Source organism: Streptomyces sp. NBC_01306, assembly GCF_026340465.1.
GTDB lineage: Bacteria > Actinomycetota > Actinomycetes > Streptomycetales > Streptomycetaceae > Streptomyces.
The window spans coordinates 817,243-839,795 of the sequence record NZ_JAPEPC010000001.1; the positions used below are offsets into that span (position 1 = coordinate 817,243).

General features: G+C 68.8%; 15 protein-coding genes and 1 pseudogene. 9 read left to right on the forward strand and 7 right to left on the reverse strand.

The annotated features are described in order from the left end of the window. The first annotated feature begins 81 nt into the window (after positions 1-81). The 7 genes and pseudogenes from OG385_RS03595 to OG385_RS03625 all read left to right on the forward strand — a co-directional run bounded on the left by OG385_RS03595 (position 82) and on the right by OG385_RS03625 (position 4,389). Positions 82-2,049, forward strand: a complete 1,968-nt coding sequence (locus OG385_RS03595; RefSeq protein ID WP_266851753.1) for a glycoside hydrolase family 3 N-terminal domain-containing protein — start codon at positions 82-84, stop codon at positions 2,047-2,049. After that, positions 1,962-2,174: a glycoside hydrolase family 3 C-terminal domain-containing protein gene (locus tag OG385_RS03600; protein ID WP_266860606.1), complete on the forward strand. Its 213-nt coding sequence runs from the start codon at positions 1,962-1,964 to the stop codon at positions 2,172-2,174. Before OG385_RS03595 ends, OG385_RS03600 begins: the two co-directional genes overlap by 88 nt. Beyond that, on the forward strand, positions 2,171-2,344 hold the full coding sequence (locus OG385_RS03605; protein WP_266851755.1) for a hypothetical protein: 174 nt from the start codon (positions 2,171-2,173) through the stop codon (positions 2,342-2,344). Before OG385_RS03600 ends, OG385_RS03605 begins: the two co-directional genes overlap by 4 nt. A 168-nt stretch (positions 2,345-2,512) precedes the next feature. After that, positions 2,513-2,644 (forward strand): annotated as a pseudogene (locus OG385_RS03610) (SAM-dependent methyltransferase); the annotation flags it as partial. Positions 2,645-2,780: 136 nt separating this feature from the next. Then, positions 2,781-3,062: a hypothetical protein gene (locus tag OG385_RS03615; protein WP_266851757.1), complete on the forward strand. Its 282-nt coding sequence runs from the start codon at positions 2,781-2,783 to the stop codon at positions 3,060-3,062. Positions 3,063-3,078: 16 nt separating this feature from the next. Then, the gene (tgmB, locus tag OG385_RS03620) at positions 3,079-4,035 is read left to right on the forward strand and encodes an ATP-grasp ribosomal peptide maturase (protein WP_266851759.1); all 957 of its coding nucleotides are present in this window, start codon (positions 3,079-3,081) and stop codon (positions 4,033-4,035) included. A gap of 156 nt (positions 4,036-4,191) precedes the next feature. After that, entirely contained in the window at positions 4,192-4,389 is a 198-nt protein-coding gene (locus tag OG385_RS03625) for an Ig-like domain-containing protein (RefSeq protein ID WP_266851761.1), read from the forward strand. 189 nt (positions 4,390-4,578) lie between these two features. On the opposite strand, the gene OG385_RS03630 is transcribed toward OG385_RS03625, so the two are convergent. The 3 genes from OG385_RS03630 to OG385_RS03640 are packed head-to-tail and all read right to left on the reverse strand — an operon-like array spanning position 4,579 to position 7,678. Next, positions 4,579-5,409, reverse strand: coding sequence for a carbohydrate ABC transporter permease (locus tag OG385_RS03630; RefSeq protein WP_266851763.1), 831 nt, complete (start codon positions 5,407-5,409; stop codon positions 4,579-4,581). Continuing rightward, complete coding sequence (locus OG385_RS03635; protein WP_266851764.1) at positions 5,409-6,386, reverse strand: carbohydrate ABC transporter permease; 978 nt, start codon at positions 6,384-6,386, stop codon at positions 5,409-5,411. Before OG385_RS03635 ends, OG385_RS03630 begins: the two co-directional genes overlap by 1 nt. Continuing rightward, entirely contained in the window at positions 6,386-7,678 is a 1,293-nt protein-coding gene (locus OG385_RS03640; protein ID WP_266851766.1) for an extracellular solute-binding protein, read from the reverse strand. Before OG385_RS03640 ends, OG385_RS03635 begins: the two co-directional genes overlap by 1 nt. Positions 7,679-7,996: 318 nt before the next feature. On the opposite strand from OG385_RS03640, the gene OG385_RS03645 reads away from it, so the two are divergent. Continuing rightward, entirely contained in the window at positions 7,997-10,378 is a 2,382-nt protein-coding gene (locus OG385_RS03645; RefSeq protein ID WP_266851768.1) for an Ig domain-containing protein, read from the forward strand. Positions 10,379-10,473: 95 nt separating this feature from the next. On the opposite strand, the gene OG385_RS03650 is transcribed toward OG385_RS03645, so the two are convergent. The 4 genes from OG385_RS03650 to OG385_RS03665 form a co-directional block, all read right to left on the reverse strand. After that, positions 10,474-12,867 carry an Ig domain-containing protein gene (locus tag OG385_RS03650; RefSeq protein ID WP_266851769.1) on the reverse strand — a complete coding sequence of 798 codons (2,394 nt, stop codon included), beginning with the start codon at positions 12,865-12,867 and terminating at the stop codon, positions 10,474-10,476. A gap of 50 nt (positions 12,868-12,917) precedes the next feature. Further along, entirely contained in the window at positions 12,918-15,323 is a 2,406-nt protein-coding gene (locus OG385_RS03655) for a ricin-type beta-trefoil lectin domain protein (RefSeq protein WP_266851771.1), read from the reverse strand. Between the two features lie 497 nt (positions 15,324-15,820). Beyond that, the gene (locus OG385_RS03660) at positions 15,821-16,972 is read right to left on the reverse strand and encodes a low temperature requirement protein A (protein ID WP_266860607.1); all 1,152 of its coding nucleotides are present in this window, start codon (positions 16,970-16,972) and stop codon (positions 15,821-15,823) included. 223 nt (positions 16,973-17,195) lie between these two features. Beyond that, a complete protein-coding gene (locus tag OG385_RS03665) occupies positions 17,196-18,179 on the reverse strand; it encodes a L,D-transpeptidase (protein WP_266860609.1) in 984 nt (327 codons plus the stop codon). Between the two features lie 248 nt (positions 18,180-18,427). Here OG385_RS03665 and OG385_RS03670 point away from each other — a divergent pair, with 248 nt between their 5' ends. Further along, on the forward strand, positions 18,428-22,468 hold the full coding sequence (locus OG385_RS03670; protein WP_266851773.1) for an amino acid adenylation domain-containing protein: 4,041 nt from the start codon (positions 18,428-18,430) through the stop codon (positions 22,466-22,468). Positions 22,469-22,553 lie beyond the last annotated feature (85 nt).

Here is a 22,553-nt window from a genome sequence, read left to right on the forward strand (position 1 = left end):
CCGTCCGCCCGGACCTTTCCTGTGCCGGGCGGGTTGCGAGACCTCCGTTCTCATCGACCCCACACCGACTGGGAGTCCACCGTGAGAACCACCACCACACGCGTGCTGCTGGGAGCATGTTTCCTCAGTCTGACGAGTATCTGTGTGCCCGCCCACGCGCCCCCTCCGCTCTCGCCATCGGCGTCGGCCGGTTCCGTGCCGGTCTACCTGAACACCCGTTACTCCTTCGCGGAGCGTGCCGCGGATCTGGTCTCGCGGATGACGCTCGCGGAGAAGGCCGTCCAGCTGAACAGCGACGGCATCGAGGGCATCCCCCGGCTGGGAGTGCAGGCGTACTCCTACGGAAGCGAGGGCCAGCACGGGATCAACGATCTCGGCAACGACACCAACCCGGGCCCGACGGACGGCGGCGCCCACAAGCCGGTGCACGCGACGAGCTTTCCCAGCAACTTCGCCTCCCCGATGAGCTGGGACCAAGGCCTGATGTACGAGGAGACCACCGCGATCTCGGACGAGGCGCGTGGATTCCTCGACAAGTCGCTGTGGAACGTCGGGCAGAACGACCTGGGACCGTCGGCGGCGGACTACGGCGCGCTGGTCTACTGGGCGCCCAACGTCAACATGGACCGCGACCCGCGGTGGGGCCGCACCAACGAGGCGTTCGGCGAGGACCCTTACCTGGTCTCGCAGATGGCCGGCGCCTACGTCAACGGCGATCAGGGCCAGACGCCGCAGGGCAAGCCGACCAGCAAGTATCTGAAGGTCGCGGCGACGGCAAAGCACTACGCGCTCTACGACGTGGAGAGCAACCGGTTCGCCAGCAACTCGGTGGCCAAGGACGCGGACATCCACAACTACTACACCGCGCCGTTCAAGAGCCTCATCGAGAAGTCTCATGTCGCCGGGTTGATGACGGCGTACGACGAGGTCAACGGCACCCCGACCGTCGCGCACACCTACCTCAACAATCAGATGGCTCAGCGTAGTTACGGCTTCAGCGGGTACACCACCTCCGAATGCGGGGGTGTGGAGACCGTGTACGGGAACGGGTCGTCCGGCGCCAACTGGGCCCCGCCCGGGTGGACCACCGACAAGGGCGGCCGCGGCGGTACCTGGACCAACACCGCCACCGGGCAGCAGATCCCCGCCATGGCGGGCGGTCAGGCCTGGGCGCTGCGGGGCGGCACCGACTCCAACTGCGGCGGCCCCGAGGCGAACCTCCAGAACATGGAGGCGGCGATCAAGGCCGGTGTGCTCAGCGAGGGTGTGATCGACAACGCGCTGGTGCACATGTTCACCGTCCGGATGAAGACCGGTGAGTTCGACGATCCGGGCAAAAACCTCTACACGAAGATCACCAAGGATGTGATCCAGTCCCCGACCCACCAGAAGCTGGCCGAGAAGGTCGCGGACAACTCGCTAGTGCTGCTGAAGAACGACAAGGTGACCGGAGCCGGCAAGCCGCTCCTGCCGGCGGACCCGGCAGAGCTGCACAAGGTGGTCGTCGTCGGGGACATGGCCGACAAGGTCGACAAGAGCGCCCTCGGCGGATACTCCAGCGACCCCAGCCTCAAGGTGAGCGCCGTGAAGGGGATCACCGACCAGGTGAAGGCCGCCAATCCGACCGCCGACGTGGTCTTCGACGCCGCCGGCACCTCCGTCGGGAAGGACGCGAAGACTCCCGCGGTGCTGAGCACACAGACGCAGGCCGACATCAAGAGCGCAGACCTGGTGGTGGTCTTCGTCGGCAACTCCAGCGAACACACCCTGGAGGGAACCGACCGGACCGATCTTCGGATGCCGGGCAACTACGGTTCGCTGATCGACCAGGTCACCGCGCTGGGCAACCCGCGCACCGCGCTGGCGATCCCGTCGGACGGCCCGGTCAAGATCGATGATGTCAGGACAAGTTCCCCGCCGTGGTCTTCAGCGGGTACAACGGCGAGAGCCAGGGCGCGGCGCTGGCGAATGTCCTCTTCGGGAAGCAGAACCCCAGCGGGCGGCTGGACTTCACTTGGTACAAGGACGAATCGCAACTGCCCGCGATGAGCAATTACGGTCTGACGCCCGGCGCCACGGGCGGGCTCGGCCGCACGTACCAGTACTTCACCGGGAAGCCGACGTATCCGTTCGGCTACGGATCGAGCTACACCACGTTCTCCTACTCCGTGTGAACTACCAGGCCGGTGACACCATCGACCTCACCGGCAGGAACCGCTGGATCCGGGACGACACCACGCCGGCCAACGAGCCCGACCGGAACATGGACGTCCAGGCCGACCATCCAGTTAGTCATTGCAGACACCGTGTCCCCCGCCGGGCGTGTCCCATTCCGGAGGGCTGAAGCTCCGACGCGTGAAGCGCTGCTGCGCAGCAGCGTGTCCCTTTCCCTGGGCTTGCGCATGACCAGCATCACAGCCGGAGAGGCTGGCGCGCTACAGCACCCTCTGCATACGCATTCTCGTCATGGGAGGGTCTGGCAACGTCGTGATCCTCTGAAGTCGCCAGATGGCTGAGCCTTCCCGCTGCGGTCCGAGAGTCGTGCAACACCATCGCTGTCGATTACGCCAGGCAGGTCAAGACGCGGGCGGAGCTGGATCCGTTGTCACGCGCGATGCTGGCTGCGTTCGCCGAGAGCGTCCGGGAGACCTGGCCGCGACGACGCGAAGAACGACGGCCAGCGGACCCCTCCCGGAGGTTTCTCCCCTTTGCCGCCGGGAAGGTAGCGGGGACGTGATGATGAGCCATCCCGTCCACGCAAGTGACAAGGAAGGCACACAGTGTTAAATGTCGAACAGAGCAAGTCGACAGGTGAGCTCCCCTTCGGGCTGCGCTACGCCGTTGATCCCCGCCCTGGAACGGAAGCCTGCATCGACTGGTCGGTCATTGGTTACGACCCGTGTCGGCAGATCGCCACCGTGACCGAGGACGGGGTGACGATGCCGTTGATCACGTCGGACAGCGCGACCGCTGTTCATTCCACGTCCAAGTCCACCAGCACCGCCTGGAGTGACGAAACCGGTACCCAGACCGACAGCGATTCGGAATCGGATTGGTCCTGACCAGAACCAATCTCAAATGACTGTCCTGGTCCTGACACAGCGGTTCGACCCCACCGCCGACTACGTGGTGGAAGAGCTGAACCGTCGAGGTGTCGACGTCTTCCGGTGCGATATAGGGGATTTCCCCCACATGTTGACGGTGACCGGTGTCCTTTCCGCTTCCGGCACCGGCTGGTCCACCCACCTGGAGTCTTCCGGTCGGAAGCTGAGTCTGGAGGACGTGAGCGGTGTCTACCACCGGCGGCCGAGCGCGTTCCGCTTCGATAACATGCCTGATCCGGTCGCGCAGTGGGCCGACAACGAAGCGCGGATGGGTGTCAGCGGGCTGCTCATGGCCGACGCCAGATGGCTGAACCACCCCCACCGGATCAGATACGCCGAGTACAAGCCGGTGCAGTTGCAAGAGGCGGTGCAGGCGGGGCTGACCATCCCGCGGACGGTGATCACCAACAACCCCCCGGCGGTCCGCGCCTTCGCCGACGAGGTCGGGGAAGTCATCTACAAGCCGCTGTCCTCACCGGTGCTTGACGAAGGCGTTGCGACAGGGCGCCTGCTCTACACTGCGGTCGTGGCTCCCGAGCATCTCGCCGAAGCCGAGGGCATCGCGGCAACGGCCCACATGTTTCAGGAACGCGTGAAACACACCGGCGCCGTACGGCTGACCGTGGTGGACGGCCAGATGTTCGCCGCGGCGATCCATGCCGCCACCGATGCCGCGCAACTCGACTGGCGATCGGACTACTCCGCACTGACATACCAGGTCGTGCCCGTGCCCGAGGATGTACGGCGCGGGGTCGTGAGCCTGATGGCAGCACTGCAACTGCGCTACGGAGCCTTTGACTTCCTCGTCACCACGGAAGGGTGGACGTTTCTGGAGGTCAATCCGAACGGGCAGTGGGCATGGATCGAAGACCGCACGGGCCTGCCCATCGCGGCGGCGCTCGCCACCGCACTCACCAGGGGGATTTGTTGATGGAGGCGCGACAGGAGGCAGCCTGGAGTGGCTGCCTCAAACGCGTTGCATGGCGCGGAGCCTAGATATCCGACACGGCCTCAGTGCAACAGACTTGGAGGAATCACTCCAAGGTGTATCCCAAGGAAAGCGACACGGTGATTAAGCAGCGACTTTGTGGTGGAGGCCGTCGACAACGACGGTTCCTTCGTCGACCTGTCCAAGGCGCACGTCAGCTACCGCAGCAGCGATCCCTCCGCGGCGACCGTCAGCGACAAGGGCATCGTCACCGCGGTCGGCAGCGGTGTGGCCACGATCGAGGTGGCCGTGGACGGCGTCACCGGATCTGCGGTCGTCACCGTGCACCGGGGGTGATTCCGGGTACGTCGGCGAACGGAGCCCCTGCTCGATGAGCGGGGGCTCCTTCCTGTTTTCGCATCAGGCCGGCGAAGTAGCGAGGGCCGCCTCGCCTCAGAGGCCGCAGGTTCGCGAAGCCTTCCCACCCAAGACGTCACTGCGGCGGGGGTGCCGATCAGCACCCCCGCCCCGACGCCGGGCGGCCGCTCAGCCCTTCGTCGCGCCTCCGGTGAGGCCCTTGACGAACTGCTTCTGGAAGGCCAGGTAGAAGACGAGAATGGGCAGGGTCGCCAGGAACATGAGGGCGAACACCGCGCCGTAGTCCGCCTGGTGTTCACCGATGGCCCGGTAGATGCCGACGGTCACCGTGGTGCCGGTGGCCGGGCCCAGGACGATCAGCGGGTTGAGGAAGTCGTTCCAGATCCAGACGCCGAGGAAGATCAGTACGCTGGCCGACGCCGGTCGCATCAGCGGGAAGACCACCTGCCAGAAGGTGCGAAACGCGCCGGCGCCGTCGATCGCCGCCGCCTCCTCGATCTCCCGCGGGATCGTCTTGACGAACCCGGCGAAGACGAAGACGCCGAACGGCATGTAGTACCCGACGTACGCGAGGATCAGGCCGGGGACGGTGCCCATGAGGCCAAGTCCCCTCAGTACATCGGTGATCGGGGTCAGGATGACCGCCGGCGGCACCATCAGCCCGCACAGCAGCACGACCATGGCGACCTTGGCCAGGGTGCCGCTCGCCCGGGCCAGGTAGTGGCCGAGCATCGCGGAGATCGCGGTGGTGACGATGATGGAGATCACGGTGACCTCCGTGCTGTTGACGAGCCCGTACCAGAAGAGGTGGTCGGGCCGGGACAGCACGCTCTCAATGTTGGCCGTGGTCGGCGGGACCGGCAGCCCCACCGGGTCCGACACGATCGCCGAACCGTCCTTGAACACATTGACCAGCACGAGGTAGATCGGCAGGAAGAAGAGGAGGCCGGCGAGGAGCGCGACGACCGGACGGAGCCAGGCCCTGGATGCGTTGACCATCAGGAGGACACCTCGCGTTTCTGCAGGAGGCCGAGCGCGATCACCGACACGGCGGCGACCAGGAGCAGCATCGCCACCGCCATCGCGGAGGCGTAGCCGACGTGGTTTCCGTTGAACGCGGTCTGGACCACCTGGAAGGCGAGGGTGGAGGTGGTGCCGGGTCCCGGGCCGCCGTTGGTGAGAACCTGGACCTGGTCGTAGGCCTTGAAGCCGCTGATCAGCGACATGACCGTGTTGATGGTGACGGCGGGCGCCAGCATCGGCCAGGTGACATGGCGGAAGCGTGTCGCCGGGCCGCAGCCGTCGATCGCCGCCGCCTCGTGCAACTCCTGGGGAATGGACTGGAGTCCGGCCAGGTAGATGACGACGCAGAAGCCGAGTCCCTGCCAGGCGATGACCCACGAGACCGTGTAGAGGGCGAGGCTCGGATCGGACAGCCACCCCGGCGGATGACTCACCCCCAGCTGCCGCAGCATGGAGTTGAGCAGCCCGTCGTCGACGAGGATCGCCTGCCAGATGACGCTGACGACCACGGCGCTGAGGACGACCGGGACGAAGAACACGCTGCGCAGGACGTTGTAGAGCCAGCCGCGCCGGTCGAGGAGCATGGCGATCGCCAGGCCGCCCGCGTTCGTGACGAGGGTGACGAGAACGGTGACGAGGACGGTGTTGCTGAGCGCTTTGAGGAATTCGTCGTCGGAGGCGAGGCTGGTGAGGTTGTGCAGGCCGACCCACTTGGTCGGCGGGTTGAACGGGTTCTTGTCGGTGAGGCTGTAGCCGATCGTGATACCGATGGGCACGAGCACGAGGGCCAGATAGACCAGCAGGCCCGGCGCCGCGAAGACGGCGAAGCGGGTCGCGCCGTCGCGGGAGCGTGCCTGCCGGGCCCGCTCCGGCGATCGTGGTGTCGAGTCCGTGGGCGCTTGCCGCCCGGACGGTGCGTCCGGCTCCACGGCAGTGAGGGTACGAGGTCGCATCAGTGGGTGGCCTTCTCCCACTGCTCGTCCATGTACGAACCGAACTGAGTGGCCGTCATCCGGCCGCTGAGGAGCTTCTGCACACCTGCCGCGGCCTTGTCGGACAGGCCCGGCGGCATCGAACCGTCACCGGTCTCCTGGGAGAAGGAGTTGACGACTCCGTCGGACTTCTGGGCCTGCCGGTAGGCGTCCGCGGTCTCCTTGTACACGGGGCCCATGTTCTTCGGCGGCGTATAGCCCTTGATGTCGATGATGAGCCCGTCGGCCTTGACGGCGGCGTCGAGGTTCGTCTCGTCCTCCATGAACGCCTTCGCCCACTTCTTGGCCAGCGCCACGTCCGGAGCCTTCGAACTCACCGTCATACCACCGCCGATGACGCCCGGCAGTGCCGGCGCTCCCTGGTCGGTGGGCCATGCGAAGACACCCGTGTCGAAGTTCGGTTTCTTCGCGTCGGCGGAGGCGGAGAACCAGCTGCCCATCGGGTACATGGCACCCTTGCCGTCGCGGAAGGCCTGCTCCGTGTCGGCGTAGGAACGGGAGAGCCCCGCCCGGTCGATGTAGCCCTTCTTCGCCAGGTCGGCGATCTTCTGAGCGGCCGTCACGAATGCCTGGTCGGTGAACTTGACCTTGCCCGAGCCGCGTTGGGAGAGCCAGTCCGGCGTCTTCTTGTAGACATCGGTCGCCACGGTGCAGATCAGCGGGAACATGTCGGCCCACGAGTCCTTGCCGCCACCACCGACCACGAACGGGTTGACTCCCTTGGACTTCAACTTTGCGCTGTCATCGACCAGTTCGGCATACGTACGCGGTGGAGCCTTGATACCGGCCTTCGCGAAGTCACCCTTGTTGTAGTAGACGAGCGTCGTCTGGGCGGCATAGGGCAGTTGGTAGACCTTGCCGTCGTACGTGTTGGCATGCGGATCCGCGTACTTCGCGAGCTCCTTGTCCGACCACGGCGCCAGCTTGCCCGCCTCGGCGAACCCGGCAGGGTTCAGGCCGATCATGATGTCCGGGAACTGGCCCGTGCTGTCCAGCTGCTTCGCGTACCCGGTGCGGTCGGCGCTGGGCGAGACGAGCTTCTTGACGGTCACTCCGGGCACCTTCGCCGAGGCGCGGGCGATCGCCGCGTCCCAGTACTTCGCATCCAGGTTGGGCGTCTCGAAGGTGAGGAAGGTCAAGGTCACCTTGCCACCCGATGACGCGCTCCCACTGGTGCCACCCGCCGTACATCCGGTCAGTACCGCAGCACCCGCGAGGGCCGCGACCCTCAGCAGCATCGGATTGCGTGTCATGCGTCTCTTCCCCTACCCGCCGAATCCAAGAACGCTCCCCCGGCGAAAGCGCTCTGAGTATCAAAGTCCGCTCACGACACTGTCAAGAGATGAAGCGCAACTATTTACCCCAACTGGGCGCAATAGATCTCATCTATCTCTTGACTCGCTCCGCGGTCAGCTGCACGCTAGATCGCACTTGTACTGGGCGTCTACCCACAAGAGGCAAGGAATTTCCCCTCCTGGCGAGGACGTGAAGACGTCCGCCTGCCACTCCTTCTGCCTTCCGTACGCCGACGAAGAGTACGAACTATCAAGGCTTCCCTCTGAGGAGGAACTATGGACAGACGGCGATTTCTCGTCGTCAGTGGTCTGGGCACGGTCGCGGCGGCAGGAGCGATGGGGCTCACCGCAGCCCCCGCTCAGGCCGAACCGCCCACCGCAGGCGGGGCAGCGTCCCGGGCGCGGCGCATCACCGCGGGCTTCCTGTCGCTGGGCCTCGACGCGTCCGGCCGGGTGACCGGTCTGGTGGACCTGCGCAGCGGCACCGACCATCTGGCGGCGGGCACTTCGGTGCCACTGGTCAGTGTGGTGGCCGACGGCGGGCATGAGGTGCCCGCCACGATGAAGGTCTCGCCGCGGGACCGGCGCGTGTTGGTGTTCAGCGGCGAGAAGGTGACGATCGAGGTAAAAGTCGTCGGATTCCCGACGCACAGCACACTTGAGGTGGTGGGCCTGACGGCTGCTCCTGGTGTGGACGTGCAGACGCTGCTGTGGGGACCGCTGCCGACGAAGCTCGACCGGACCATCGGTGAGACCGCCGGAGTGGTGACGGACGGCGACTTCCTCCTGGGAGTGCGACCGCTCAACGACAAGACCGTGGGCGGCTGGCCGAACGAGCACCTGGCGTACGGGTTCGGCCCGGATCTCGTCTGGAATCCGTACGGGTTGCAGACGGGCGAGAAGGACGAGTGGCTGGCGAGCAACGTCGCGGCGAAGACGACATGGGGCAGCGTGCTGCGCGCCACCACCTACGACTACAGCCGGGAGCGGATCCGGCAACGCACCACCGGGTACGAGATCCCGCTCGGGCCGCTGCCCGCGCCGGAGGGCCGGATCGTTGGTTCGAGGATCGCGCTCTTCGGCAGCGCTCCGGACCTGTCCCTCACCACGCTGAGCCACATCGCCAGGGAACACGGGCTGGCGTACCCGACACTCGACGGCCAGTGGCAGAAGGTGGCCCAGCGGACCGCGCAGTCCCACTTCTGGATCCACGATCTCACCACGGAGAACGTCACCGCCGCCGCCGGCTACACCAAGCAGGCCGGGGTCAGGAACATCTACGCCATCTCAGGCGACGGGCCCTGGGTGTCGCACGGGCACTACCAGTTCAACAGCGCGTTCGGTGGATCCGACGCCGCGGCCGCCCGGTTGGTGGCCGCCGCGGCCGGGGAGGACATCGAAGTCGGCGTGCACACCCTGTCCTCCTTCATCGACGCCAGTGACCCGTATGTGAAGGCCCCCGCCGACCCGCGTCTCGCCGAGGGAGGAAACGTCAGGCTGACCCGCGCACTCGGCACCTCGGACACCACCCTGTACGTGGACGGCGACCGCCCGCTCGCCGCCGGCGTCGACGGCCAACGGCTGCGCATCGGCGACGAGTTCCTCACCTACACCGCCGTCACGAAGACCGGTGACGCCGAGTGGCGGGTCGACGGCCTCGCACGGGCGCAGTGGGGATCGGCCGCACAGTCGTACCCGGCCGGGACCCGTGCCGCCCGGCTCATCCAGAACGGCTACGGCGGCGCGCTGGGCAGCCTGCCGATCATCGACGAGATCGCCACCCGCCTCGCCACCGCGTACAACGACACCGGTGTGCACGCCACGTCCTACGACGGCCTGGAGTCGGCGGGCTACAACGGCTGGGGCGGCTACGGTTTCGCGCACCTGGTCAACGGCGTGTACCGGCAGCTGGCCACCAAGGAGTTCATCACCGAGTGCAGCAATCTCGCGTCCAACACCTGGGACGCCCAGTCCAGGGCCAGTTGGGGCGAGATCGGCAAGACCGACTACGCCCAGCTGCTGCGCAGCAACACCTTCTACCGGGCCAACTACCTGCCCGGGATGATGGGCCAGCAGGGCTTCTCCGGCGACGACGACCTGGGGACCATCGAGGTCACCATGGCGCGCGCCGCGTCCCTCGACGCCGGAGTCAACTTCGAGACCAGCGTGCAGAGTCTGGCATCCGGGGGGAACACCGCGGCCCTCTTGGACGCCGTCAGGACGTGGGAGTCCGCGCGCCAGGCGGGCGCATTCACCGCCGCTCAGAAGAAGCTGCTGGGCGACCCCGACAAGCGGTGGCACCTGAGCGAGGTGACGCCACATCAGGAATGGTCACTGCAACAGGTGGACACGGAGGGCGATCCGGTCGGCGAACCGCAGCCGGCCAGGGCCCCGACACCTGGCTTCACCACGCCGCAGCCGCCGGACGCCCGGGTCGGTGAGCTGTACGCGTTCAAGGTCACCTCGGCGACGCCGCGGACCATCCGCTACGAGGTCACGTCCGGCCACCTGCCGAAGGGGCTCACCCTCAACCAGGACACCGGCGGCATCACCGGCGTTCCGACCGCCGCAGGACCCAGCAGGTTCACCCTCACCGCCCGGGGCGGCGAAGGCGTCGACGACGCGGAGATCACCTACCGGGTGACGACCAAGCGGTGAGCACGGCACCGTGACAACCCATGACAACCCGTGACACCAGGAAGGCCGCTCCCCCGTATCGGAAGAGCGGCCTTCCTGCCATATCTGATCAGTGGTCAACTCACCTTATTTTCTGAGATGTTCATTCGATACGTCACTGACGCGTCGGGTACACCGGCACCGCCACGGGCTGTGATGGTGAACGTCCTGGCGCCGGGCCCCGTGGGGACTCCGGTGATTCCGCCGGTGTCCTTGTTCAGGGTCAGCCCATTCGGCAGGGCGCCGGACGTGATCTCGTAGCCGACCGTCTGCGGTGTGCTGGAGGTGACCTTGAACGCGTACAGCTCACCGGCCTTGGCCTCGGGCGGGGCGGCCGTGACGAAGCCGGGCCGCGGCGCCCGTACGGTCTGCGCCGAACCGACGGGCTTGCCGTCCGCGTCCGTCTCCTGGAGCGACCAGCGCTTGCCCTCGGCCTCCTCGCTCAGGTGCCAGTACGTGCCCTGGTCCGCCATGAGCTGCCGCTGGGCGGAGGTGAAGGCACCGGCCGCGATCGCGGCGTTCCACGTCTTGACGGCGGCGAGGACCGCCTGGGTGTTGCCACCCTGGGACAGGCTGCTCATGCTGGTCTCGAACCAGCCGAAGTTCACGCCGAGGGACGCGCCCCGCGCCAGGTTCGTCTCGACGTCGAGCGTTTTCGTGTCGCTGCCGATCGGGAGTGAACCACCCATCAACGGGAGGTAGTTGGCCCGGTAGAAGTCGACGTTCCTGGACACCTGGTCGTAGTTCGAGTCGGACCATCCGATGCCACCCCAGCTGACCCGGGACTGAGCCTGCCAGGAGTTGGTCGACGGGTTGGAGGCCTCTGCGATGAAGTTGTCCTGCGACTTCAGTCGGCGGTGGAAGCCGTTGATCATGTGTGCGAAGCCCTGCCCGCTCCAACCGTTCCAGGCCACCTCCTCAAGGCCGTCGAACGAGATGTTCCTGATGCCGGTGGTGTTGCAGACCGTGGCCAGGCGGCTGGCGATCTCGTCGATGATCGGCAGGTCGCCCCGTGCGCCGCCGTACTGGTTCTCCGATGTCCGGACGGCGTCGGCCCCCTTGGGGCAGGACGCCGCGGCGGAACCCCACTGGGCGCGCTTGACGTCGGTGAACTGCCATTCGTCGCCGGCCCGGGTCACACCGGAGAACGTCACGAACTCGTCGCCGAGCCGCAGCCTGCGGCCCAGGACGTACCCGCCGCCGCCCGAGTCGCCGTCGGCGTACAGCGTCGTGTCGGCCGCGGCGAGCGGGCGGGTCAGCTTGACGGTCTTGCCGGTCGTGAGCCGCTCGTCGGCCGGCGCCGGTACGACATAGGGGTCGTTGGCGGCGATGAAGTTGGACAGGGTATGCACACCGACCCGTATCCCGCTCGCGGCGGCGGTCCTCGCCATCCGGGTCGCGGTGGCGTCCGAGCCGCCGAAGTTGCCGTTGAACTCGTAGTGGCCCGTCGACTTCCAGGGTCCGGCGGCGCTCTCGACGGAGTAGACGTTCCTGATCCCCGCCTGCTCGGCGAAGGCGACGGCCGCGGCCAGGTTCGTGGTGCTCAGGTCGTGCAGCGTCAAGAACGGCTGCCGGGTCGCCTCGGCCACCTTCTGCCACTGCCCGTCAACGGTCGGATACGCCAGCTTCTCGGCCTGCGCGACCTGGCTGAGCACGGTGAGCACGAGATCCGGTGCACTGCCGTACACCGCGAGCCCGGAGCCGACGATCTCGGCCTCGGATCCGGCGAGCGGGCCGGTCGGGATCTGCCCGTCCCTGATCCTCGCCTTCGTGTAGTCGTAGGTGTAGGCGCGCAGGATGCCGCCCCACGACGTCTTCGCACCGGCGCTCCAGTCGTTCTGTGTCCCGCTCTGCCCGTACGGTTTCGCCTCGACGTCCGCGCCGAACCCGAACGCGGCGAACTCCTTGGGCCAGGCCCCGACGGTCTTGTCGTTGAGCGGGTGGATGCCCAACACGAAGCGGCTGTCCCCGACGACGCCGACGCCCTCGCCGACCGTCTCGTTGACGCGCGACGCCAGCGGCCCCCACAGCAGTGTCTGCACCTCGGCACCCGGGGCTGCGCTGAGATCGACGACTTCCAGCGTGGAGTACGTCGCGTGCGCGGCGACCCGGACCTCGACGGTCACCTTGGCGCTGCTGAACACCAGCACCCGCGGATCACGTCGCGACACCCGCACCCGGGTGGGGACCTCCTGCTGTCCGTCCGCCAGCACGACGGACACCAGCGGGCCCGTTCTGTCGGCCGCCAGGTAGTCGGTGCCGTTGCGCAGGTCCACGAGGCCGGTCACCCGGCCCGTCCCGTCGAGACCCACGCCGAGGAAGCCCGCCGTGATACGCAGCGCTCCGGACGCGCCGGATACCCCGGATATCCCGGATTCCTGTGCCGCGAATGCAGGTTCTGCCGAACTCGGAAGAGCGACCGTCGCGAGCGAACCCACCCCGCCCGCGATCAGGAACCTCCGCCTGTCCATGATTCCTCCTGGTTGTTGTGATCAGTGCCCGTGCGGGTGATGGTCACGGCTCAGGGAAGCGTCCACCGTTGGTTGTCCTTGGCGTTGCAGTCCCACAGCGCCAACTGCACCGCGCCATTGCCCGCGGCACCTCCCGGGACGTCCAGGCAACGTCCGGAGCCCGCGTTCCAGAGGGTTCCGTCGGAGCGGGACACCCAGCGCTGGTTCTCGCCCCGGTCGCACGTCGCGAGCTGGACCGGGCTGCCGTTCCGGGTGCTGCTGGCGTCGGCCTCGACGCACTTTCCCGCCCGGCCGCCGAGCCGCAGCGCGCTCCCGTACGAGAACCACTTCTGCGCGCCGGACCCGTCGCAGTCCCAGAGCTGGATGCGGTTCCCGTCCGTCGTGGCGCCGCCGGCGTCGTCGAGGCACTTGCCGCTCAGGCCTGAGGCGACCTGACCGGTGCCGGGCTTCGGGGCCGCACCCGGGGTGAGCTTGAAGTCGTCGAACTGGTCCGTCCGGTAGCCGGTCACCCCGAGGCCCGCCTGGCCGCGGGTGAAGGTGGAGTCCTCCACGCCGCCGAGCTTCCTGCCGTCGAGGTACGCCGTCAGGGTCGGGCCCTGCATCGTGAACGCCAGCTTGTGCCACGTGTTCAGGCCCACGACGTGGGTCTTGCCCTTGGCCAGGGTCACGTAGTTCCATGTCCGGTCGCTCTTGTCGATCGACCAGGATCCGTCGTCGCCGAGTCTCATGTGGTAGGCGTCCAGGCCGTTGTTGTTACGTCCCTGCATACCGAGCCGGCCGAGGAGCTCGACGCTGCCGGACTGTTCCAGCATGACGTCGGCGGAGACCGTGTAGTTGGACCACGAGGCGTCGCCCATGAACGAGTACGGGGCGTGGTACGGCTCGTCGGTCCAGCGGATGGGGGTGGTCGGGGCCATCTGCCGCAGACACTTCCCGGAGCGCCCGCCGCCGCAGGCCACCTTCTCGAAGGCGCCGTTCATGTCGGAGAAGTACGTGGCGTCCGTGGATGCGCCGGGCTTGTCGAAGGTGTCGGTGTAGGGCAGCTTCATCGCGGCGCCCGCCGGGGCCTTGGCCGTGCCCTTGCCCTGACCCGTGGTGGTGGTCAGCGAGTAGACGTGCCCCGGCTTCAGGGTCAGGCTGTACGTGCCGTCCTGCGCCGGTGTGATGTCCTGGCCGCGCACGAAGTCGTCCGCGCTGCTGTCCGACGCCACGTCGGTGGACCACACGTGCACGGTGCCGGTGGACAGACCGCCGCCGACGGCGACGTTCACGGTCTGGTCCTCCTTGGCGTCCACGGTCTCGACGACCGTGGAGTAGTCACGGTCGTTCGCCGACTTCAGTGAGACGTAGCTGCCGTTCGCCCGGTCACCACCGAGATAGCCGCTCGCCGAGTCGATGTAGTGCCAGCCCGGCTTGGTGAACTGCGCGGTGTGCGCGGTGACCCAGGTCGTCGTGCCGATGCTGTAGTGGCCCGACCAGGGCTGCGCCGCGACCGACATGCCGTCGGTCGAGAAGAACAGGTTCGGGTAGAGCGCGGAGATGGCCGGCCAGTTGAAGTACGCGGTCATCCGGCCGTCGATGTAGTCGCGGTTGATGGCGCGGGCCACCGCGGGAGCGCCGGTGTCGGTTTCCAGGGATCCGTTCTCGCTCGCCCACAACTGCTTGCCGAGACCCTGCGCGGTGTCGGTGCTGGGGCACGAGGTGAAGGCCGTCTGGTAGCCGCACGGATAGTGCACGCCGACGACGTCGACCGCGTCCTTGAACTCGGGGTCGTTCTTGAGGGCGTCTGCCACGCCCCAGTCGCCGTAGTCGGCGGCGACGACCTTGGTGTGGTACCCCTTCGCCAGGAGCGTGGACTTGAGCTTCTTGTACCAGTCGGCGCTGAAGCCGTGCTCGTTCCAGCCGCCGATGGAGTCGATGTCCAGGTGGTGCTTCTTCGCGCAGCCGAACCAGGACAGGTAGTAGTCGATCATGTCCTGGGACCAGAAGTCGCCGCCGCCGACCCACCCCGGGGCGCCCCAGGCGAGGCCGGCCAGCTTGATGTCGGGGTTGCGCTTCATGGCCTGCTCGGCGAGCCACCACTCGTAGCCCTGGCCGCAGTCCACCTGGCCGCGGGTGTGTTCGTGGCTGGGCTCGGCGCCGTCGGTGGAGTTGGTGTCGCCGCCGACCTCCAGCTTCAGGACCTGCAAGGAAGCGCCGTATCCGGGCTTGAACAGGTAGTCGAGCAGCTGGCTGCGCTGCGGCTCCGGATAGTCGATGAGCAACCGGGAGTTGCCGCCGCCACCGCTGATCGCCCCGACCCCGTCGAAGGTGCGGCCGGGTTTCGTGCCGTCGACCGTGATGGAGGTACTCGGGGCGGCCGCCCGGGCGTGGGGCGTGGGCCCGTACACGAGGCCACCGATCACAAGGAGCAGGAGAGCAAGGAGAGTTGGTCTGCGTCTGAGCAGGGGTGTCATGTCGACTCCGGGAGAGTAGGGAGGACCGACCGTCAAACGCGCAATCTGCAACACGAACGAACACAGACGCGCAGTCGTGCCGATGGTGAGGGGTCGGAGACATCCTGTCAACGCCGAGCGACATGTTTCCGGTCTCATCCAGCGCTCGGACTCCGGTGGAGACATGGACGGTTCACGCCACTCGCCACCAACTCTGCGATGCCCAGGGGCGATTCACTCTTCGCCGCGCCGATCGATCCCCGCCCGGCGGCCACGGCCTACCCGCCGCCCACCCCGTGTCGGCTCGCAGAATGGCTCCGAACTAGCCTGCTCCGTATGCGCCTTGAGGCGGGAATGCTTCAGGAACAAGAGGGCGCATCACTCTTGACGCCCAGGGCTCCGGACCGTTCTCATGACTCACGCCGCGCGAGGCCGTCCAGGACTCTGCGCCGGGCAGGGGTGTGCCGCGGGATCCCGCCGCTGACGCCGCCGGCCCGCGAGGGGGCCGGCGGCGGCGGTCAGGCGGGCAGGACCGCCGTACCCGGCTCCCGGTGGGCCAGCGCGACGCCCACCGCGACGGTGGCGGCGGCGACGAGGCCGGCCAGTGGCACCGCCCAGTGGCCGGCGAAGGTCGTCGCGAGCACCAGCGGCACGCTGACCGGCAGCACCGCTCGCTGGGCCGCACCCCGTTTGAAGTGGCGCGTGTGCAGCAGCGACACCGTGAGCAGGAACAGCGCGGTGGGCACGGTGGCCGCCGCCGCTGCCGCGACCGCCGGAATGTGCGCGTGGCCCGTCACCTGCTCGACGGTGACCTCGATGCCGGCGCCGATCGCGGCGGCCGACGCGAAGACCAGATAGTGGCCGTAACCCCAGAGGAACGCCTGCCGGTTGGAGGCCAGGTGCTCGTGGATGGGCACCGCGAAGTAGATCCAGTAGGCGGCGAAGACGATGACGAGACCGCCCGCCGCGATCGGCAGCAGTTCGCCGAGTGCGGCCGACTCGTCCACCGCCGACTGCACCGCGACCGTCGCGGCCGCGACGGTCTCGCCGAGCATGATGATGGTGAAGAGGCCGTAGCGCTCGGCGATGTGGTGCGGATGCCACTGGGTCCGTTGACGGTGCTCGGCGAACGCGGGCACCGACAGATCGGCGACGGCCATGGGCACGAAGCCCCACTCCCACGCGGCGTCGGGCAGCAGCAGCAGAACGACCCAGCCGAGCTGTACGACCACGAGCCCGGCCGCGTACCGCAGGGCCGTGGCCCGGGCGGCGCCCGTCTCGCCGCGCGCCGCCCGGAGCCACTGGAGCGTCAGCACGACGCGCATGATCAGATAGCCGACGATCGCGACCCCGTAGTCGGCGTGGTCGAAGGCGCGCGGGACCCCGGCGGCGAGGACGAGCACCCCGGCGATCTGGACCAGGGTGGCGACCCGGTAGAGCACGTCGTCGGTGTCGTACGCGGACGCGAACCAGGAGAAGTTGACCCAGGCCCACCAGATCGCGAAGAACACGACCAGATAGCCGGTGATCCCGTGCGCCGGGTGGCCATCGGCCAGCGCGTGCACCAGATGGCTGCCCGCCTGCGACACCGCGACGACGAAGCACAGGTCGAAGAAGAGCTCCAGCGGGGTGGAGGCACGGTGCGGCTCGCCGGGATCCCGGGCCCGCATCCGCACCCCTGGCAGCGGGAGCCCGCCGCGTCCTGCCCCGGACGCCGCCGTCTCTTCGTTCATCAGCGCGCCGCTCCTCCGCTCACACCCGGCACCGGTCCCGTCCCGGGGCCGCTCAGCACCTCACCCTGACACGCGAACCGGCCCGCAGCGAGAACTGCGGGCCGGGAAACGCGGGTCGGCCTGGCGCGTGCGTCGGGCCGGTGCGGTGCGGTGCGGTGGGTCAGCCGGTGGTCGTCGTCTGCTGACCGGTGGCGCTGTCCTTCAGCCACTCCTGCCAGGAGAGGTTGAAGTCGGCGTAACCGTTGTCACCGGCCGCCTTGCCGCGCGGGGAGCCGGTGATGGTGATCGGGTCGCCCTGCTTGACGAAGTCGTAGAACCACTTGGCGTCCGCCATCGAGAGGTGCACACAGCCGTGCGAGCCATAGCTGTGGCCCGGGTAGGGGTCGCCGGTCGAGTAGTGGATGTAGGTACCGGAGTTGGTGAGGTGCACGTCCCACGGCAGGGTCAGGTCGTAGAAGTCGGGGCTGCCCTTGGTGCAGCTGATGCCGACGCTGCACGAGGTCATGTGGACCTCCTTCGCCTTGTCCATCACGGCCATCGTGCCGTCCCAGGAGGGGAAGCTGGGGCTGCCCGCGTCGATCGGAAGGGTGCGGACCGGCTTGCCGTTGCGCGTCACCTTCATCGAGTGGCCGGGCACCGACGCGGTGGCCTCGACGTCATCACCGATGGTGAACTTGTGCTGGTAGTTGTGCGTCCCGTAACGGCCGTTGCCGTTGCTCACGTCCTTCAGGTCCGCGTTCAGCGTCACCTTGGTGCCGGGCTGCCAGTACTTCTCGGGCCGCCAGTCGGCGCGGGTGCTGCTGAACCAGTGCCAGGCGCCGGTGACCGGCGCGGACGTGGAGACCTTGAGGTGCTTCTCGACCTTGTCGCGGGCCGAGGTGGCGACCGGGTTGGTGAAGACCACCGAGATCGGCATCGCGACCCCCACGGTCGTACCGGTCTTCGGGGCTATCGTTTCCAGCAGCATCGGCGGACCCGCGGGGTGCGTCGGTGACGGATGTGCGGCGGCCGACGCCTTGGGCGACCCCCCGTTGGCCGAGTCGCCCGAGGCGGACGCCGAGGCATTTCCCCCACAGGCACTCGTGCCGGCCAGTACCGCGCTGACCAGCAGTGCGATCCCTATGCTGCCCTTGACCCGCCCCATGCTCATGCTCCGCTCACACTACTTCCCGCCGGATACAACACCCGTAGAGACAATAGTCCGTGCGCAGCGGTTGCAGAGAATCTCGTAAAGCGCAGGCCAAGTCTTGGTACGGAACAGGCCACTCGGAGCGCGGCCCGTCCGGGAACGCCGGTCCAAAGAGTTTCGCCCCGGACCAATACACCTGTCCGGTGACGCTCGTTGGCCCTGATGGCCCTTAGACCAAGCACCTGCGTCAGGAGACGGCACGCATGAACAGGAAGTCCGGCAGCCGGAACGGTCGCTTGCCGCTGACCGCCGCACAGACGGGGATGTGGTTCTCCCAGGAGCTGGACGCGGAGAACCCCAACTACCGCGCGGCCGAGTTCGTCGAGATCCGGGGCCCGCTCGACCTGGAGCTGCTGGAGGAGTCCCTGCGCGAGGCCGTCGGCGAGACGCAGGCGCTGCGGGCCGGGTTCGAGACCGACGGCGAGGGCCGCACCTGGCAGCGCGTCGGGCCGGCACCCCGGTGGTCGCTGCCGCTGGTGGACCTGCGCGGCGCGGACGACCCGTGGGCCGCCGCGCACACCTGGATGTGGGACGACATGCGGTGCCCGCTGGACCTCGGGCGTCCGCCGCTCTTCACCTTCGCGGTGCTCAGGACAGCCGATGACTGCTTCCTGCTCTACATCAGCGTGCACCACATCGCGCTCGACGGTTACGGCTTCTCGCTCTTCATCCAGCGGGTGGCCGAGCTCTACTCCGCGCTGGAGTCCGGCCGGTTCCGCCCCGACCCGGCCTGGGGGACGCTGGAGGAACTGCTGGCCGACGAGGCCGCGTACCACGCGTCGGAGCGGTTCGCCGAGGACCGGGAGTACTGGGCGGCGCAGCTCGCCGACCACCCGGCGGCGCCCGACGCGGCGGGCCGGCTGAAGTCGGTCCCGCACCGCTTCGTACGGGAGAGCGGCCCGGTCGGCGCCCCGGCCGCCGCCGGACTGCGGGCCCTGGCCCGGCAGGCCAGGACGAGCCTGCCGTCGGTCGCGATGGCGGCGCTCGCGCTGTACGTGCACCGGCTGAGCGGGCGGGACGAGGTGTCACTCGATCTCACGGTGACCGGCCGCACCGGAGCAGTGGCCCGTACGGTCCCGGTGATGCTGGCCAACGTGCTTCCGCTGTCGGTACGTCCGGAGCCCGGCTCCACGGTGTCCGAGCTGGTACGCCATACCGCGCGGCAGGCACGCGGGCTGCTGCGCCACCAGCGCTACCCGGCGCCGTATCTCGTCAAGGACCTCGGCGGTATCCCCACCGGCGGGTATCTGGGCGACTGGGGCATCAACATCATGGGATACGACCCGCAGCTGTCGTTCGGCCGGCACCCCGCCGTCCTGCACAACCTCTCCAACGGCCCGGTGACCGGGCTCGGTGTGAACGTGTACGACCGCCCGGCGGACGGTTCACTGCGGATCGACTTCAACGCGGACCCCGGCCTGTACAGCGCGGAGGTCACGGCCGGACACCACCGGCGGTTCCTGGCCCTGCTCGACACGCTGGCCACGGCGGGTCCCGACCGGCCCGTGGCGGAGATCGGGCTGCTGACATCCGACGAGCGGCACCGGGTGGTGAGCGGCTGGAACGACACCGGGCGCCCGGTACCCACCGCCACTCTGACCGAGCTGTTCGAGGCCCAGGCCCACCGGACCCCGGAGGCGACCGCGCTGGTGTGCGGCGCGAGCGTCCTCACGTACGGCGAACTGAACGCGCGGGCCAACCGGCTGGCCCGGCTGCTGATCTCGCGCGGTGCCGGTCCCGAGACCTTCGTCGCGCTGGCGCTGCCGCGCACCGCCGACTACCCGGTCGCGCTGCTCGCCGTGCTCAAGTCCGGCGCGGCGTGCGTACCGGTGGATCCGGAGCACCCCGCCGAGCGCATCCGGTATCTGCTCACCGACGCCGCCCCGCTCTGTGTCGTCACCACCGCCGCTGCCGCCCCCGGGCTGCCCGCCACCGTGCCCGCGCTGCTGGTCGACGCCCCCGGTACCGTCCGCGAACTGGCGGCCGGGCCCGGCACCGACCCCTGCGACAGCGACCGCCGGGCCCCGCTGCTGCCGCACCACCCGGCGTACGTCAGCTACACATCGGGGTCCACCGGAGCGCCGAAGGGCGTGGTCGTCGAGCACCGCTCGCTCAGCAATCTCTGCGCCGACCACCACAGCGAACTGATCGCACCGGCGGTCGCGGCGGCGGGCCGGCCGCTGCGGTCCGCGCTGACCGCGACGTTCACCTTCGACACCGCGTGGGAGGGTCCGCTCTTCCTGGCGGCGGGCCAGGAGCTCCATGTGATCGACGACGCCGTACGGCTCGACCCGGCGGCGCTGGTCCGCTATGTCGACCGGCACGGGATCGACTTCCTGGATGTCACGCCCTCCTATCTCCACCAGCTGATCGCCGCCGGGCTGCTCACCGGCGCCCGGCACCGCCCGCGGCTGCTGATGGTCGGCGGGGAGCCGCTGGACGAGGCGCTGTGGCGCACGCTGCGGGAGTGCCGGGACACGGTCGCGTACAACTACTACGGCCCGACCGAGTGCACGGTCGACGCCGTGTACTGCCGGCTGGACGCGGAGGGTGATCTGCCGGTCATCGGGCGGCCCGGTCACAACGTCCGCGCCTATGTCCTGGACCAGGCCCTGAACCCGGTGCCGCCCGGGGTGCCCGGCGAACTGCACCTGGCCGGTGCGCAGGTGGCGCGCGGCTACCTCAACCGGCCCGAGCTGACGGCCGAACGTTTCCTCGCTGATCCGTTCGGTGCACCGGGCAGCCGTATGTACCGCACCGGCGATCTTGTGCGGTGGACCGGCCGGGGCGCGCTGGAGTACCTCGGGCGCACCGACGACCAGCTCACGCTCCGGGGGCTGCGGATCGAGCCGGGTGAGATCGAGGCGGTGCTCGCCCGCCACCCCGGGGTGGCCCGCGCGGCGGTCGCGGTACGCGAGTCTCCGCAGGGCGAACCGGTCCTGGCCGCTTACGTGGTGCCGGCCGGCCGGCAGGCGCCGCCGGCGGTCCCGGCGCCGAGGACCGCGGCCGACGGCGCCCTGTCCACCGCCGCGCTGCGGGCCTGGGCCACGGAGCGGCTGCCGGGCTATATGGTCCCCGCCTCGTACCTGCTGCTCGGCACGCTGCCGCTCACGCCGCACGGCAAGCTGGACCGGGCCGCGCTGCCGGCGCCCGAGGCGGCGGCCGAACCGTCCGGGAGGCCCGCCCGCAGCGCACAGGAGAGGACCCTCTGCGCGCTCTTCGCCGAGGTGCTGGGCGTCGGCGACGTCAGCATCGACGACGACTTCTTCGCCCTGGGCGGGTACTCGCTGCTGGCCGCCCGGCTCATCGGCCGTATCCGCTCCTCGCTGGGCGCCGCCCTCTCCATCGGCGCGGTCTTCGAGGCGCCGACGGTGGCCGGACTTGCCCGGCTGCTCGACAGCGGCGGGGCCCAGGACCCCTTCGCGATGCTGCTGCCGCTGCGCACCGACGGTTCCCGGCCGCCGCTGTTCTGCGTCCACCCGGCGGGTGGTCTGAGCTGGTGCTACGCGGGAATGCCGCGCCATCTCGCGGCCGACCTGCCGGTGTACGGGCTGCAGGCGCGGGGGCTCTCCGGGCCGGGCGGGCTGCCCGCGACCTTCGAGGAGATGGTCGCCGACTATGTGGCGCACATCCGCTCCGTACAGCCGTCCGGCCCCTACCACCTGCTGGGCTGGTCCCTGGGCGGCGCGCTGTCGCACGCCATCGCGGTACGGCTCCAGGACCGGGGCGAAGAGGTCGCCCTGCTGGCCATGCTGGACTCCCGGCCCATCGACCCGCGCAGTCGGCTCAGGTCGCTGCCCGACGACCACGCGGCCCTGGCCCTCCTGCTGGAAGCGGCCGGGCACACCCCGCGGGGCCCCGGTCTGTCGGCGCTGACCGCCACGGATGTCGCCGCGATCCTCAGCAGCGACGGCGGGAACGGGCGCCCCGCCCCGCTCACCGAGCGCCATGGGCTCGCCGAGCACCATGTGGCGGCGATGACCTCGGTCCTGACCAACTCGGTCCGGCTCCAGCCGACCTTCGTCGAGGGCGTGTTCGAAGGGGATCTGCTGTACTTCCACGCCACCCAGGGAAAGTCGGCGCAGGCCCTCGCCGGGGAGGCGTGGCGCCCCTGGGTGACCGGCCGGATCGAGTCGCACGACATCGCGTGCACCCATCACGCCATGACCCAGGCGGCGCCGCTCGCGCACATCGGGCGGTCTCTCAACCGCCATCTCGACGCCGCCACCGCGTCCTCCGTCTGACCGGACGCAGGACGCGGCGGGGCGCGGAAAATCGTCCCGGCGGAACTTCCGCGGAGACATCACCACGAAGGAATCGGACACACTC

Bases quoted from the DNA above. Each gene is read 5' to 3' on its own strand.
- OG385_RS03665 (WP_266860609.1), bottom strand. From the start codon at position 18,179: ATGGGGCGGGTCAAGGGCAGCATAGGGATCGCACTGCTGGTCAGCGCG.
- tgmB (WP_266851759.1), top strand. From the start codon at position 3,079: ATGACTGTCCTGGTCCTGACACAGCGGTTCGACCCCACCGCCGACTAC.
- OG385_RS03670 (WP_266851773.1), top strand. From the start codon at position 18,428: ATGAACAGGAAGTCCGGCAGCCGGAACGGTCGCTTGCCGCTGACCGCC.
- OG385_RS03635 (WP_266851764.1), bottom strand. From the start codon at position 6,386: ATGCGACCTCGTACCCTCACTGCCGTGGAGCCGGACGCACCGTCCGGG.
- OG385_RS03640 (WP_266851766.1), bottom strand. From the start codon at position 7,678: ATGACACGCAATCCGATGCTGCTGAGGGTCGCGGCCCTCGCGGGTGCT.
- OG385_RS03650 (WP_266851769.1), bottom strand. From the start codon at position 12,867: ATGGACAGGCGGAGGTTCCTGATCGCGGGCGGGGTGGGTTCGCTCGCG.
- OG385_RS03660 (WP_266860607.1), bottom strand. From the start codon at position 16,972: ATGCGGGCCCGGGATCCCGGCGAGCCGCACCGTGCCTCCACCCCGCTG.
- OG385_RS03655 (WP_266851771.1), bottom strand. From the start codon at position 15,323: ATGACACCCCTGCTCAGACGCAGACCAACTCTCCTTGCTCTCCTGCTC.
- OG385_RS03630 (WP_266851763.1), bottom strand. From the start codon at position 5,409: ATGGTCAACGCATCCAGGGCCTGGCTCCGTCCGGTCGTCGCGCTCCTC.
- OG385_RS03645 (WP_266851768.1), top strand. From the start codon at position 7,997: ATGGACAGACGGCGATTTCTCGTCGTCAGTGGTCTGGGCACGGTCGCG.